Source organism: Arthrobacter sp. StoSoilB5, from assembly GCF_019977235.1.
Lineage (GTDB): Bacteria > Actinomycetota > Actinomycetes > Actinomycetales > Micrococcaceae > Arthrobacter.
Genome location: NZ_AP024646.1, coordinates 793,499 through 807,734, shown reverse-complemented (window position 1 = coordinate 807,734; position 14,236 = coordinate 793,499). Strand labels below are relative to the sequence as shown.

Here is a 14,236-nt window from a genome sequence, read left to right as displayed (position 1 = left end):
TCAAAGCACGACGGCGGCCCGTCACCTTTCCAGCGAAAGGTGACGGGCCGTCGTCGTTCACTTAAGACGCCATTGTCTTAAGAGGTCTAGCCCAGGCGGGACTTGAGTCCATCCAGCTCGGACTGCAGTGCCGCCGGGAGGGATCCGCCGAAGTTGGCGAACCATTCCTCGATGGATGCCAGCTCGGTTGCCCACTCATCGGCGTCAACACGCACGGCAGACTCGACCTCGGCCGGAGTCATGTCCAAGCCCTCAAGGTCGATCGACTCGCCGGTTGGGACGAAGCCAATGGGGGTTTCCACGGCGTCGGCCTTGCCTTCGAGGCGTTCGATTGCCCACTTGAGCACACGGGCGTTGTCCCCGAAGCCAGGCCAGGCGAAGCCGCCCTCGGCCGTGCGACGGAACCAGTTGACCAGGAAGATCTTGGGCAAGCGCTCCGGGTTTGCCTTGGCGGACAGGTTGACCCAGTGGTTCAGGTAGTCACCTGCGTCGTAGCCAATGAACGGCAGCATGGCCATGGGGTCGCGGCGAACAACGCCGACGGCGCCGGCAGCTGCAGCCGTGGTCTCCGAAGACAGAGTGGAGCCCATGAAGATGCCGTTTGACCAGTCGCGGGCCTCGGTGACCAGCGGGATGGTGGTCTTGCGGCGGCCGCCGAAGAGGATCGCGGACAGCTCCACGCCTTCCGGGCTGAAGTATTCCTCAGCCAGCATGTCGATCTGGTCGATCGGCGTGCAGAAGCGGGAGTTCGGGTGCGCGGCGGGGGCGTCGGAGTCCGGAGTCCAGGAGTTTCCGCGCCAGTCGGTCAGGTGCGCCGGAGTTTCCTCGGTCATACCTTCCCACCACACGCCACCGTCATCGGTCAGGGCAACGTTGGTGAAGATGCTGTTGCCCTTGGCGATGGCGCGCATGGCGTTGGGGTTGGTGCCCCAGCCGGTGCCCGGAGCGACGCCGAACAGGCCAGCTTCCGGGTTGACGGCGCGGAGCTCGCCTTCCTTGCCGAAACGCATCCAGGTGATGTCGTCGCCAAGGGTTTCGACTTTCCATCCCTTGATGGTGGGGTCCAGCAGCGCGAGGTTGGTCTTGCCGCAAGCCGAGGGGAAGGCAGCGGAGATGTAGTAGGTCTTCTGCTCCGGGGAGGTCAGCTTGAGGATGAGCATGTGCTCGGCAAGCCAACCCTCATCGCGGGCCATCACGGAGGCGATGCGCAGCGCGTAGCACTTCTTGCCCAACAGCGCGTTTCCGCCGTAGCCGGAACCGAAGGACCAGATGGAACGCTCTTCGGGGAAGTGGACGATCCATTTGTCGGTGTTGCACGGCCACGCGACGTCGGCCTGGCCGGGTTCCAGCGGAGCGCCAAGCGAGTGGAGGGCCGGAACAAAGAATGCATCGGTCTGGGTAATGCGGTCCAGGACGTCCGTGCCAATGCGGGCCATGATGCGCATGGAGGCAACGACGTAGGCGGAGTCAGTGATCTCGACGCCGAACTTCGGGTCCTCAGCATCCAGGTGGCCCATGACGAACGGGATGACGTACATGGTGCGGCCGCGCATGGAGCCGGCGAACAGTCCGCGCAGCTTCTGCTTCATCTCGGCCGGAGCCATCCAGTTGTTCGTGAACCCTGCGTCGCGCTCATTCTCGGAGCAGATGAAGGTCTGCTCTTCCACGCGGGCAACGTCGGCGGGGTCGGAGAACGCCGCGAAGGAATTCGGGAATGTTTCCGGGTTCAGCCTCTTCAGGGTGCCGGCCTCGACCAGTTCGTCGGTCAGCTTCTTGTTTTCTGCTTCGCTGCCATCAACCCAGTGGATGCGGTCCGGCTGAGTCAGCTCGGCAACTTCCTCAACCCAGGCCAGCAGGCGTGCATGCGTAGTAGGTGCCTTCTCAAGCAGCGGCAGTCGCGCCAGATCGCCCATTGCGGTTCCCTTCCTCGGGTTCAGTGGTGTGTCCTAAACGATAGGGGTCCCGGACCAGACCAATCCCCTGTCAGACATCGGACGACCGCAAGCCCCGAAAGGAAAAACCGCTAGAAATCAACACTTCCGTTTCATGGGAGGGTGATTTAAGTGAGTAAGGTCACATAGACCGGTCTAGTTGCGTAGATTACAGCTTTTCGATTTGGAACTTCACATGAACTTCTGTAAAGTTTATTGAGGTTCGAGGGGGTCAGAGAAACAGACCGCCGAGAATCACGCGAAATGCGCCCATAGCTCAGCTGGATAGAGCGTCTGTCTACGGAACAGAAGGTCAGGGGTTCGAATCCCTTTGGGCGCACAGATCAAGACCCGCACCGGTTAGCCGGTGCGGGTCTTTTGTTTTAGCGACACCTACTGTCCCCCAGTTGGGCGATCCGAGCGCAGAAACGCAAGGGCCGCCGTCGTACTTTCTGAAAAAGTACGACGGCGGCCCTTGCCGTGAGTGGGGGCGCTTACTCCCCAACGGCCTCGGTGATGCGGCGCCGGATGCCGTCGAAGTGGCGGTTGAGCAGCTCGGCCGCGAGCACCTTGTCTCCCGCTGCAACCGCAGCGTAGATGTTCCGATGGATGGCAGCTGTCTTGGCCAGGTCCTCGTTGCCGGCGCCGATCTCTACGTGGATCTTCCGGTAGACCTTCCAGAAGACCCCCATCAGGTTGATCAGAAGATCGTTGTTGAGGGGCTCGAAGAGCCGGCGGTGGAACTCGGCGTCAGCGGCGACGAAGTTCTCTCCGGCGGCCGCGAGCTCCTCCATTTGCTTCACAGATTCCTCTATGGATGCCAATTGCTCTTTGGTCATGACATCAATGGAGGATCCGATCAGCCCGGACTCCAACGCCTGCCGCACGTCCACCAGCTGCAAAGCTTCGAGTCCCTGGTGGCGGAGCGAAAGGCGGCCGCGGAATGTCAGGCCATCAGCCAAAGCATCAAAGTTGCTGGGCGCCACGAACATCCCGAAGCCGTGGCGGATCTCGATCACGCCCAGGGCCTGCAGCACTTTCAGGGACTCGCGCAACGTATTGCGCCCAACACCGAGGGCGACTGAAAGCTCGCTCTCCGTGGGCAACGGATCCCCCGCCTCGAGCTCGCGCTCAAGGATGAGCTCCATAATGTCCGACTGCAATGCACGCAGCCGGGCCTGTGCACTGAACCGCGCTTGCGGTACGACACCGGAAGTTGTCATGGCGCTCTCCTTGCCAATGCACTCTTCCCGCAGAAGCCTGTGAACCTCGGATGCGGACGGAGTGCGGTGTTAATATTGAGGCGAGCTTAGTGCCCACCACAGAATGAGTGACTCGCAACATACAATATCGGATGTCCCACCTCCTTGATAAGTATGTCTCGGAAATTCGTTGCGAATTCCGCCTCCTGGCGCCTGGATGGCCGTGAACTCTTCACGCTCCGGCCTCCCAAGCAGCCTCACCGTGATCCATTTCTCACTTGACGTCCCCTTGTGACCGCCCTTACAGTTTCAATACGAGCATCGGACGTCCTACATCCGATAACCCACGAAACTCGAATGGTGAGGCACCTTATGAGCAAGACGATCAACAGCCTGCCGCTGGTCAACGACGCCAGCCGCCGGAACTTCCTGAAGCTAAGCGGCGCAGTTGGTGCAGCAGCCGCCTTCACGGCAACCCTCTCTGCGTGCGGCGGCGCTGCCAGCACCACAACAGGGAACACGGCGAACACGGCAGCCGTGAACAAGGACCTCATTATCGAGGCAGGCATCTCCTACGCTCTCTCCACGGGCTTCGACCCGCTGAGCTCCTCGGGCGCCACGCCGATGGCAGCCAACCTGCACATCTTTGAAGGCCTCATCGAGCTGCACCCGGCAACCCGACAGCCCTACAACGCACTGGCCGCAACGGATCCCAAGAAGATCAACGACACCACGTACCAGGTGACCATCCGTGATGGTGCCAAGTTCCACGACGGCTCCCCCGTCACCACCGAGGACGTCGCTTTCTCCTTTACACGTGTCATGGATCCGGCGAACAAGTCCCTGTTTTCCCAGTTCATCCCCTTCATCCAAGACGTCAAGCCGCTCGACGCGAAGACCGTCGAGTTCACCCTTAAGTACGCCTTCCCGGGCTTCGGACCCCGCATCTCGGTGGTCAAGATTGTTCCCAAGGCACTAGCGACCGACCTGAAGGCCTTCGACGCCAAGCCAATCGGCTCCGGTCCCTACAAGCTCGTCTCGGCAGTCAAGGACGACAAGATCGTCTTTGAAGCCTTCGCCGATTACAACGGCCCCAAGCCCGCGCTGGCCAAGGGCATGACGTGGCTGTTGCTTTCGGACGCCGCGGCCCGCGTCACCGCCGTCCAGTCCGGTCGTGTGCAGGCCATTGAAGACGTTCCGTACCTGGACGTCGATGGCCTCAAGTCCAAGGTGAAGGTGGAGTCCGTCCAGTCCTTCGGCCTGCTGTTCCTCATGTTCAACTGCGCCAAGGCACCGTTCGACAAAAAGCTGGTCCGCCAAGCCCTGCACTACGGCCTGGACAAGGAAGCCATCATTAAGAAGGCCCTCTTCGGCAACGCGAAGGCTGCCAGCTCCTATTTCCAGGAAGGCCACCCGGACTACGTCAAGGCCAAGAACGTCTACGGTTTTGACACTTCCAAGGCCGGGGACCTGCTGAAGCAGGCGGGAGTCACCAACCTCGAGTTCGAACTGCTCACCACGGACACTGCCTGGGTGAAAGACGTTGCACCGCTGATCCTTGAGTCGTGGAACAAGATCCCGGGCGTCAAGGTCACCGTCAAGAGCCTGCAGTCCGGCGCCCTTTACAGCGACCGCGTGGGCAAGGGCGATTACACCGTGGTTGCTGCCCCCGGTGATCCATCCGTGTTCGGTAACGATGCGGACCTGCTCCTGAGCTGGTTCTACTCGGGTGCCACGTGGATGGAGAAGCGCGCCTTCTGGACCACTCCTGAGCGCAGCAAGCTGCAGGAACTCATGAACAAGGGATCGCAAGCTTCCGGAGACGACGCAAAGAAGATCGTCGCCGAAATCGTGAACATGGTTTCGGACGAGGTCCCCCTGTACCCGATCCTCCACCGCCAGCTTCCCAGCGCCTGGGACGAGAAAAAGCTCAACGGCTTCCAGCCCCTGCCTACCACCGGATTGTCGTTCATCGACGTCGGACGTACCGCCTAGGCGACTCCCAGCCGTTGCGAGGCCTGCTCTGCGCCCCAAGATTCGCAAATAGCACGCAGAGCAGGCCCCACAACAAGCAGCACCCCCAACTAACCGGAGAACAAATTGGTCACGATATTGCGTTTGCTTGGCCGCAGACTTGCAGCATTGCCATTGATGATCCTGGGCATTACGTTGCTCGTCTTCCTCGTCCTGCAGGCCGCTCCCGGCGACCAGGCCAGTTCCGCCCTCGGTGACGGCGCCAGCGAAGAAGCGAAGCAGCAATACCGCCAGGAAAATGGCCTCAACGACCCCCTGGTTCTGCAGTACTTCCGATTCCTCGGCAAGCTCCTGCAGTTGGACCTCGGCGTCACTACCCCGCCGGCCAAGTCGGTGGCTTCCATGATCGGCTCGGCGTTCCCGCTGACGCTGCAGCTCACCTTCCTGGGCGTCCTCATCGCGATTGTCCTTTCGCTCGCGTTCGGCATCCTCGGTGCCCTCTACCGCGACAAGTGGCAGGACCAGTTGGTCCGCGTCTTCTCGATCGCCGCGATCGCCACGCCGTCGTTCTGGCTCGGCATCCTGCTCATCCAGTGGTTCGCCCTGGGCGCCAACCCAATGTTCCCCTCAGGCGGAATTGCGACGCCGGAATCAGGCTTTGGCGGTTGGCTCAACTCGATGGCCCTTCCGGCACTCGCGCTCGGCATCCCCGTCTCGGCCTCGTTGATCCGCGTGGTGCGTACCTCCATGGTGGAAGAGCTTGACCGCGACTACGTCCGCACCGCCATCGGCAACGGCGTTCCCTACCGCGAGGTCGTCTCCAAGAACGTCCTCCGCAACGCGCTCGTCACCCCGGTGACCGTGCTGGGACTACGCGTCGGCTACTTGCTGGGTGGCGCCGTCGTGATTGAAATGATCTTCGCCCTGCCCGGCATGGGCCAGCTGATCCTCAACGGCATCACCAACCTGGACGTCAACCTGGTTCAGGGCGTGGTGCTCACCATCTCGGTCACCTTTGTCCTGGTGAACATCGTGGTGGACCTTCTCTACCTGCTCATCAACCCCCGAATCAGGACGGTATAGCTCATGCGCAGCAAGCTCGCAGAACGGCTAAGCGCCCCGGGCATACGCTTCAAGGCCCTGCCCTGGGGCTCCCGCATCGCCCTGCTCTTCCTCATCATGATTGTCCTGGCAGCCGTCTTCGCGCCGGTCATTGCACCGCACGATCCTCTGGAGACGTTCATCCCGGCCACCCCGCCGGGCACCGAACACTTCTTCGGCACGGACCGTCTGGGCCGTGACATCTTCTCGCGGCTCCTCTTCGGTGCCCAGTCATCGCTGCTGATCGGCCTTGGCGCAGTTGGCCTGGCAATCCTCGCCGGTGCACTCCTCGGTTCCTTCGCCGCGACGTCCAGCAAGTCCGTCAATGAGATCATCATGCGGCTCATGGACATACTCATGGCATTCCCCGGTATCGCGCTGGCTGCTGTGTTGTTGGCCGCTTTCGGCAACTCGGTTCCGACGATCATCATCGCGATCGCCATCATCTACACTCCCCAACTGGCACGCGTGGTCCGCGCCAACGTGCTGGCCCAGTACGGCGAAGACTATGTCCGTGCCGAGCGCGTGATCGGTGCAGGCCGTTTCTACATCCTGGTCAAGCACATCGTCCGCAATACCGCCGCTCCGGTGCTGGTGTTCGCCACGGTCATGGTGGCCGACGCCATCATCCTCGAGGCATCGCTGTCCTTCCTGGGCGCCGGCGTCCAGGATCCTGCGCCGTCGTGGGGCAACGTGATTTCCTACGGCCGCAACCTGGTCCTGTCCGGCGGCTGGTGGGCCACCACTTTCGCGGGTGTGACCATCCTGCTGACCGTGCTGTCCCTGAACATCCTGGCCGAGGGCCTCACCGACGCCATGGTGAACCCGAAGCTGCGCCGTGCTCCTGTGGTAAAGGACGACGACGGCTCTGCCGCGGCTATAGCTGTTGATTCCGAGGTTGCGACGTCGGTCGCCCAGCCCTCCGTGGTTGAAGAACACGAGCTCGACGGCGTCCGCGCGGCTTCCGGAGACGCCGGCACCGATGATTTCGGCAAGTCAGCCCTCCTCACCGATGTGAGGGTCGCAGCCACCAACCCGCACCTCCTGCTGGACAAGGAATTGGAACTGCTCGCAGCCATCGAAGCCAAGCGCACGGACCGCCTCCCCCAGGTCGCGGCAACCGCCCGCAACGTCCTCGAAGTGAAGAACCTGTCCATCCGCTTCCCGGGCCGCTTCGGCGACATCGCGATCGTGGACAACGTCTCCTTCACGGTCCGCGAAGGCGAAACCATGGGTCTGGTGGGCGAATCCGGTTGCGGTAAATCCATCACCTCGTTGGCGGTGATGGGACTGCTGCCCAAGACGGCCCAAGTCACCGGATCCATCAAGTTCGACGGCAAGGAACTGCTGGACCCAGAGACCAAGCACAGCAAGGTCAAAGCCTACGAAGGCCTCCGCGGCGAACAAATCGCCATGGTCTACCAGGACGCCTTGAGCTCCCTGAATCCGTCCATGAAGATCAAGGACCAGATGGAGCAGCTCACCAAGCGCGGCGGGCGAAAGACCCCGGCGGAACTGCTGGAAATGGTGAAACTGGACCCCGTCCGGACCTTGGCTAGCTACCCGCACGAGCTCTCCGGCGGACAGCGCCAGCGCGTGCTGATCGCCATGGCCCTGTCCCGTTCACCGAAGATCGTTGTGGCCGACGAACCCACCACCGCTTTGGACGTCACCGTCCAAAAGCAAGTTGTTGATCTCCTGAACGAGCTGCGCGAACAGCTCGGATTCGCCATGGTGTTTGTTAGCCACGACCTCGCTTTGGTGGCCTCGCTGGCCCACCGCATCACGGTCATGTACGCCGGCCAAGTGGTTGAGTCCGCACGGGCATCGGAGCTCCTGCAGAACCCCAAGCACGAGTACACGCGGGGCTTGCTCGGCGCGGTCCTCTCCATCGAGGCCGACGCCGTCCGCCTGCACCAGATCCCCGGCACAGTCCCGTCCCCGCGGGATTTCGCCACGGGTGACCGGTTCGCAGCACGTTCATTGCGTGCCGACGCCGATCCCCACCAGAAGCTGGTCCTCACCACTGTTCCAACCGCGAACGGGGACGACGCCGACCACTACTGGGCGAGCCACCTGAAGGAGGACGCGAAATGAGCGAGTCAATTCAACAAGGCTCCAAGCCGGTCATCGAACTCAAGGACGTCAAGGTCTACCACCATGCACGGACGGGCGGCCTGTTCCGGCCGAACATCGTCAAAGCCGTCGACGGCGTTGACTTCAGCATCAGCCGTGGCGAAACCGTGGGCATCGTGGGTGAGTCCGGCTGCGGCAAGTCCACGCTCGCGTCCGTGCTCGTGGGACTCCAGCCGCCGACGTCGGGCGAGGTGCTGTTCCACGGCAAGCCGGCCATCAAGCGGAACGCATCCATGCGCAAGCAGTTTGGCCGCTCCGTTTCCGTGGTCTTCCAGGATCCTGCGACGGCGCTCAACCCGCGCATGACCATTCAGGACATCCTGACCGATCCGCTTCAGATCCACGGAATCGGCAACGCGGCCAGCCGCGCAGCCAAGGTCAAGGAACTGTTGGCGCTGGTCGGCTTGCCGCAATCGGCAGCCGAGGTGACGCCGTCGCAAGTTTCCGGCGGCCAGCGCCAGCGTGTGGCGATCGCCCGCGCCCTGGCGTTGGATCCGGACATCATCGTGGCGGACGAGCCGACGTCGGCCCTGGACGTTTCGGTCCGCGCGCAGGTCCTGAACCTGCTGTCCGACCTGAAGACCCAGCTGAACCTCGGCATGGTGTTCATCTCGCACGATATCCAGACCGTCCGCTATGTATCGGACCGCATCTGCGTCATGTACTTCGGCAAAATCGTCGAGCAGGGCACAGCCGCACAGGTCTTCGACAACCCCAGCAACGACTACACCAAGAAGCTGCTGGGCGCCGCGCCGAGCCTGCTTCACATCTAGCTTTTCCTTTCACAAGTTACAAACAACGGAGATTTCTGTGTCCACTCAGTTCCAGGGCGTCATTCCCCCGGTCATCACCCCGCGCCACGCCGACGGCAGCATCGATACTACGTCGCTGAAAAACGTCACCAAGCACCTGATCGACGGCGGTGTGTCCGGCCTTTTCGTCCTGGGCTCCTCCGGCGAAGTCCCCTACCTCACCAACGCCGAGCGTGAACTGGTGGTCTCCACCATCGCCGACGCCAACGCCGGAGCCGTCCCGCTGATCGTGGGCGCAAACGAGCAGACCACCAACCGCGTGATCGAGGAAGCGCGCAAAGTGGTGGATCTTGGTGCCGACGCGATCGTAGTCACGTCCATGTACTACGCAATCGGCAACGCCGCGGAGACCGAAACGCACTTCCGCAGCATCCACGCCGCCATCGACAAGCCGATCTTCGCTTACGACGTCCCGGTCCGCACCCACTTCAAGCTGCCCACGGACCTGCTGGTCCGGCTTGGCCGCGACGGTGTTATCGCCGGCGTCAAGGACTCCTCGGGCGACGACGTCTCCTTCCGCCAGCTGCTTTTGGCAGCCAAGGACATTCCCAACTTCGACATTTTCACGGGTCACGAAGTTGTGGTGGATGGCGCCCTCCTTGGCGGCGCGCAGGGCGTCGTTCCGGGTCTTGGCAACGTTGACCCGGCCGGTTACCGACGCCTTTTCGACGCCGCGCAGGCCGGAGACTGGGCTCTCGCGGCAAGGGAGCAGGACCGCCTGGCCGACGTCTTCGAGATCGTCTACACCCCCAACGGCCGCGTCTCCGGTGGTGCCGCTGGGCTGGGTGCCTTCAAGACCGCACTGCAGGTCATGGGAGTCATCGAGTCGAACACCATGAGCGAGCCCATGCTGTCTTTGAATGAATCGGAGACCGCGTTGATTCGCGAAATCCTGGAGCGGAACGGGCTGGTCTAAGCTATCGTGACCGCTCCCCTAGCCCAAGCGACCCACGTGATCGGTGTTGATCTCGGCGGCACCAAAACCGCCGCCGGGGTTGTTTCCGAGCTTGGTGAAGTGCTCATGTCGGAGACCATTCCGACGTTGAACAGGGACGGTGGCGAGGCGATCCTCGACGCCACCGCAGCGCTGATCACGGGCTTGGTGGAGCGCGCTGCCGACGCCGGACTTTCCGTGTCCGGCGTCGGCGTCGGCTCCGCAGGGGTCATCGATGCTGTTGCCGGGTCTGTGGTGTCGGCGACCGACGCGATTCTTGGCTGGGCCGGGACTTCCCTTGTTACCGGGCTGTCCTCACGGCTTGCTGTCCCGGTGGTGCGTGCCGTTAACGACGTCCACGCCCACGCCCTCGGTGAGGCCTGGCTTGGTGCGGCTGCCGGTTCCTCGAGCTCGCTCATGGTCGCCTTCGGAACCGGAGTTGGCGGGAGCTTTGTGCTGAACGGCGCTCCTGTCCTGGGACACCGCTTTGTTGGCGGGCATGTAGGTCACGTCGCGTCGCCGCTGGCTGTGTTTGACGGCGTTCCGTTGCCTTGCGTGTGCGGTGGATCAGGACACATCGAGGCCATCTCCTCGGGGCCCGCCATTTACGAATCGTTCCTGCGCTTTGGTGGTTCTTCGCGTGAGGCAGCGGACACGCGGGGCGTGTTTGCGCTGGCCGCTTCAGGAACTCACGACGGCGGTGCTGCCGCTTTGCGTGCCATCGGCATCGGGGCCACGGCGGCCGGACAAGCCGTAGGTGGGCTCATTAACATTCTCGACCCCGAAACCGTGGTGATATCCGGCGGGCTGGCCGATGCCGGCGAGCTTTGGTGGAAACCCATGGAGACGGCCCTGCGCCAGGAATTGCTGGCACCGTTGGACGACGTCCCGGTAGTGCGGGCGACCCTCGGCAACACCGCGGCCATCGTTGGTGCCGCGAAACTTGTTCTTTAGCAGAGAAAGACATCATGATCCTCACCACTGAAGGCCTCGAAGCCCTCCGTTCCCAGCTGATCGTCTCTTGCCAGGCGTACCCGGGCGAGCCGATGCGTGACCCGCGAACCACTGGGCAATTGGCGGCTTCAGCGGTCATCGGCGGCGCCGCGGGGGTCCGCGTCCAAGGGTTGGCCGACGTGCAATCCACGCGCACCGCCGTCGAAGTCCCCGTCATCGGGCTCTGGAAGGACGGGCACGATGGCGTCTTCATCACCCCTACGCTCCGGCACGCGCTTGCCGTGGCTGGTGCCGGTGCGCATGTTGTGGCGATCGACGGGACCCGGCGGGTCCGCCCTGACGGATTGTCCCTTCAAGCGACCGTTGCCGGTATTCATGCGGAATCCCATGCGCTGGTCATGGCCGATTGCGGTTCGTTTGACGATGCTGTTGCAGCCGTTGAAGCCGGCGCGGACCTGATCGGTACCACGTTGGCCGGTTACACCGGCGAGCGCCCGAAGTCCGACGGCCCGGACCTGGTTCTCTTGGAGCAGATCGCTTCCGCGGGACTGGGCAAGCCGCTGCTCGCGGAAGGCCGGATCCACACCCCGACCCAGGCACGTCAGGCCCTCGATGCCGGTGCGTTCGCCGTAGTTGTAGGCACCGGCATCACACACCCGGCCACGATTACGGGTTGGTTCAAGGGCGCGATGCACAGGTAGCACCTGTGTTGCAGGGGTTAGCTCTCCGTCTCGACCGGTCTGTCCGTCGCATGCCCGTACTGGGACCACCCGCCGACGAATAGCCTCCCCTTGCCCATTGCCAATTGCTCCATCATCAGGAGGTTGTGGCAGGCGGTCACTCCGGATCCGCAATAGGTAATGGTGTTCGATGCAGACACCACTCCTGCACGCTCGAAGTTCGCACGAATTTGCGGCTCCGGGAGCAGGTGTCCCGTGGAGTCGAGATTCCCGCGGCATGGGACATTCACGGCACCGGGTATGTGGCCAGGTCGGGGATCTATGGGGTCTTGGCGGCCCTCGAAGCGGTCGCGATTCCTGGCATCCACAGTGATGTAGTTTTCAGAGGAAGCCTCCGAGATGTCTGCCAGCAGGTGCCACACTCGGGCCGAGAAACTGCCCCTCCGGCGTTCCGTGCCCTCCACAGTGAGGTCTCCCGGATAGCTCCCCATACCCCCGTCCAGGATGGCTGCATTGTTGCCTGTCGATCGGAGCATCCACACCAGCCGGGCCGCGATGACTCCACCGGCGTCGTCATAGGCCACCACGGTGTCGGAATCGTTGATGCCGGCTTCCCGCATCCCTTGGGCAAACACCTCAGGATCAGGTAGCGGGTTCCTCCCAGCCTCTTGGGAAGCTGGCCCGGAAAGCCATCTATCCATGTCCATGAAGATGGCGCCTGGGATATGGCCAGCATGGTAGGCATCCTTCCCGGATGATCCATCCAGGTACCAGCGCGTATCCACGAGAATGAACTTTCCCTGGTTGCGGGCGCACCAGGCCCAATCCACAAATGGCTTCAAGTCAGTGCTCATGAGCAGCAGCCTAGTTCTGAAATCCATATGTTGAGATATAGATATCAATATATGGACAAGCAAAATGAGGGCCCCCCTTCCGTCCCCATAGGCCCTCTTGAGCATGCAAAACAGGCCTCACAACGTCCGGGCAGCGGTTGTAGGCTTCTCCCATGACTGCCGAAAGCTCCCGTGAATTCGACGTAATTGTGATCGGCGCGGGCGCCGTCGGGGAAAACGTCGCGGACAGAGTGGCTCGTGGCGGACTGACGGCAGTGATTGTGGAAAGTGAACTGGTGGGCGGCGAATGCTCGTACTGGGCGTGCATCCCTTCCAAAGCTCTCCTTCGACCAGGCAGCGTGCTCCACGCGGCGCAAGGAATTCCCGGGGCTTCGGAAGCCGTCACGGGATTGGTTGATGCCGAGGCAGCACTGAAGCACCGGGACTGGTTTACGAACAATTGGCAGGACGGGAGCCAGGTCGAGTGGCTTGATAATGCGGGCATCGAGTTGATCCGTGGGCGAGGCCGCATCACAGGTCCGCGCGAGGTCCAGGTGGACGGTATCGATGGCAACAGCTACGCCCTCAAGGCGCATCATGCAGTGGTTGTGGCCACAGGCTCAACCCCCACCATCCCGGATATCGAAGGCTTGAGGGACGTGCCGTTCTGGACCACCCGCGGCGCGACCGCGGCGAAAACCATCCCCAAGCGTTTCACGGTGCTCGGAGGTGGTGTGGCCGGCGTGGAGTTGGCCCAGGCTTTTGCCCGCCTCGGTTCAGTGGTTACGCTCATCGCACGTGGCCGCCTGTTGAGCAGCTACACCGAGGAGGCTGCCAATCTGGTCCTGGCCGGGCTGCGAGCCGATGGCGTCACCGTCCACCTCCATTCTGATGTCGAAAAAGTCGAAGAAGACGACGACGGGTCAGTGGCGGTCACGCTCAACGGCGAGGTCATCATGGCCGACAAACTCCTTGTCGCGTCCGGCAGGCATCCAGCGTTGGCCAATCTGGGCCTGGAAAATGTGGGGGTAGAACCGCAGAACGGAAAACCGCTGCGGCTCACTACCGACGCCAGCGGATTGGTCGAGGGCCCGGCCAGCGATGGCACCAGCGGGCTGTGGCTGTACGCCGCAGGTGATGCCGCGGGCAAAGTGTTGCTCACGCATCAGGGAAAGTATGAAGCGCGGGCCACCGGCGATGCAATCGTCGCTCGAGCCAACGGCAAGCTCCAGGGCACACCCCGCCCTTGGAGTGCATGGGCCCACACCGCCAACGAGCACGCGATTCCAAGCGTCGTCTTCACGGACCCGGAAGTAGCATCGGTGGGTCCGAGCCTTGAGCAGGCCCTACTCCAAGGCAGGCACGTCACGGGCGTGGAATTGCCCATCGACGTTTCCGGGTCGCAGCTCTATTCCCCCGGCTACAAGGGGTGGGCTCAGATCGTGGTGGATGAGGACCGGAAAGTCATCCTCGGCGCTACATTCGTTGGCCCAGGGGTAGCTGAACTGCTCCATTCGGCCACGATCGCGATCGTTGGCGAGGTCCCATTGGACAGGCTGTGGCACGCGGTTCCTTCGTACCCCACCATCAGTGAAGTGTGGTTGCGGCTCTTGGAGAAGTACGGACTCTAGCCCCTATTTGAACTGACCAGTCAGTTCAGTTAGACTTTCAGCAGACAC

The 14,236-nt window shown here is 62.4% G+C and carries 11 protein-coding genes and 1 tRNA gene; 9 read left to right on the top strand and 3 right to left on the bottom strand.

Annotated elements, in window-relative coordinates; translation table 11 throughout:
* Positions 1–86: 86 nt before the first annotated feature.
* Positions 87–1,913 (bottom strand): phosphoenolpyruvate carboxykinase (GTP), encoded by a 1,827-nt coding sequence (locus tag LDN75_RS03870; protein ID WP_223935865.1) that lies wholly within the window; start codon positions 1,911–1,913, stop codon positions 87–89.
* A gap of 284 nt (positions 1,914–2,197) precedes the next feature.
* Between LDN75_RS03870 and LDN75_RS03865 the strand changes: the two genes are divergently transcribed.
* Positions 2,198–2,271 (top strand) — tRNA-Arg (locus LDN75_RS03865).
* Positions 2,272–2,425: 154 nt separating this feature from the next.
* Here the strand turns inward: LDN75_RS03865 and LDN75_RS03860 are convergent.
* Positions 2,426–3,154 (bottom strand): FadR/GntR family transcriptional regulator, encoded by a 729-nt coding sequence (locus LDN75_RS03860; RefSeq protein WP_223935864.1) that lies wholly within the window; start codon positions 3,152–3,154, stop codon positions 2,426–2,428.
* Between the two features lie 336 nt (positions 3,155–3,490).
* Here LDN75_RS03860 and LDN75_RS03855 point away from each other — a divergent pair, with 336 nt between their 5' ends.
* From LDN75_RS03855 to LDN75_RS03825, 7 genes are all read left to right on the top strand, one after another.
* Positions 3,491–5,128 (top strand): ABC transporter substrate-binding protein, encoded by a 1,638-nt coding sequence (locus LDN75_RS03855; RefSeq protein WP_223935863.1) that lies wholly within the window; start codon positions 3,491–3,493, stop codon positions 5,126–5,128.
* Between the two features lie 156 nt (positions 5,129–5,284).
* Positions 5,285–6,190, top strand: coding sequence for an ABC transporter permease (locus tag LDN75_RS03850; RefSeq protein WP_263422343.1), 906 nt, complete (start codon positions 5,285–5,287; stop codon positions 6,188–6,190).
* A 3-nt stretch (positions 6,191–6,193) separates the two neighbouring features.
* Positions 6,194–8,305 carry a dipeptide/oligopeptide/nickel ABC transporter permease/ATP-binding protein gene (locus LDN75_RS03845; protein ID WP_223935861.1) on the top strand — a complete coding sequence of 704 codons (2,112 nt, stop codon included), beginning with the start codon at positions 6,194–6,196 and terminating at the stop codon, positions 8,303–8,305.
* A complete protein-coding gene (locus LDN75_RS03840) occupies positions 8,302–9,117 on the top strand; it encodes an ATP-binding cassette domain-containing protein (protein ID WP_223935860.1) in 816 nt (271 codons plus the stop codon). Before LDN75_RS03845 ends, LDN75_RS03840 begins: the two co-directional genes overlap by 4 nt.
* Before the next feature lie 37 nt (positions 9,118–9,154).
* Complete coding sequence (locus LDN75_RS03835; protein ID WP_223935859.1) at positions 9,155–10,072, top strand: dihydrodipicolinate synthase family protein; 918 nt, start codon at positions 9,155–9,157, stop codon at positions 10,070–10,072.
* Between the two features lie 6 nt (positions 10,073–10,078).
* Positions 10,079–11,044, top strand: coding sequence for an ROK family protein (locus LDN75_RS03830; RefSeq protein WP_223935858.1), 966 nt, complete (start codon positions 10,079–10,081; stop codon positions 11,042–11,044).
* Between the two features lie 14 nt (positions 11,045–11,058).
* Positions 11,059–11,745, top strand: a complete 687-nt coding sequence (locus tag LDN75_RS03825; protein WP_223935857.1) for an N-acetylmannosamine-6-phosphate 2-epimerase — start codon at positions 11,059–11,061, stop codon at positions 11,743–11,745.
* A 17-nt stretch (positions 11,746–11,762) separates the two neighbouring features.
* Here LDN75_RS03825 and LDN75_RS03820 read toward each other — a convergent pair whose 3' ends face one another.
* Positions 11,763–12,578 carry a sulfurtransferase gene (locus tag LDN75_RS03820; RefSeq protein WP_223935856.1) on the bottom strand — a complete coding sequence of 272 codons (816 nt, stop codon included), beginning with the start codon at positions 12,576–12,578 and terminating at the stop codon, positions 11,763–11,765.
* Between the two features lie 152 nt (positions 12,579–12,730).
* On the opposite strand from LDN75_RS03820, the gene LDN75_RS03815 reads away from it, so the two are divergent.
* Positions 12,731–14,188, top strand: a complete 1,458-nt coding sequence (locus LDN75_RS03815; protein ID WP_223935855.1) for an NAD(P)/FAD-dependent oxidoreductase — start codon at positions 12,731–12,733, stop codon at positions 14,186–14,188.
* Positions 14,189–14,236: the final 48 nt, after the last annotated feature.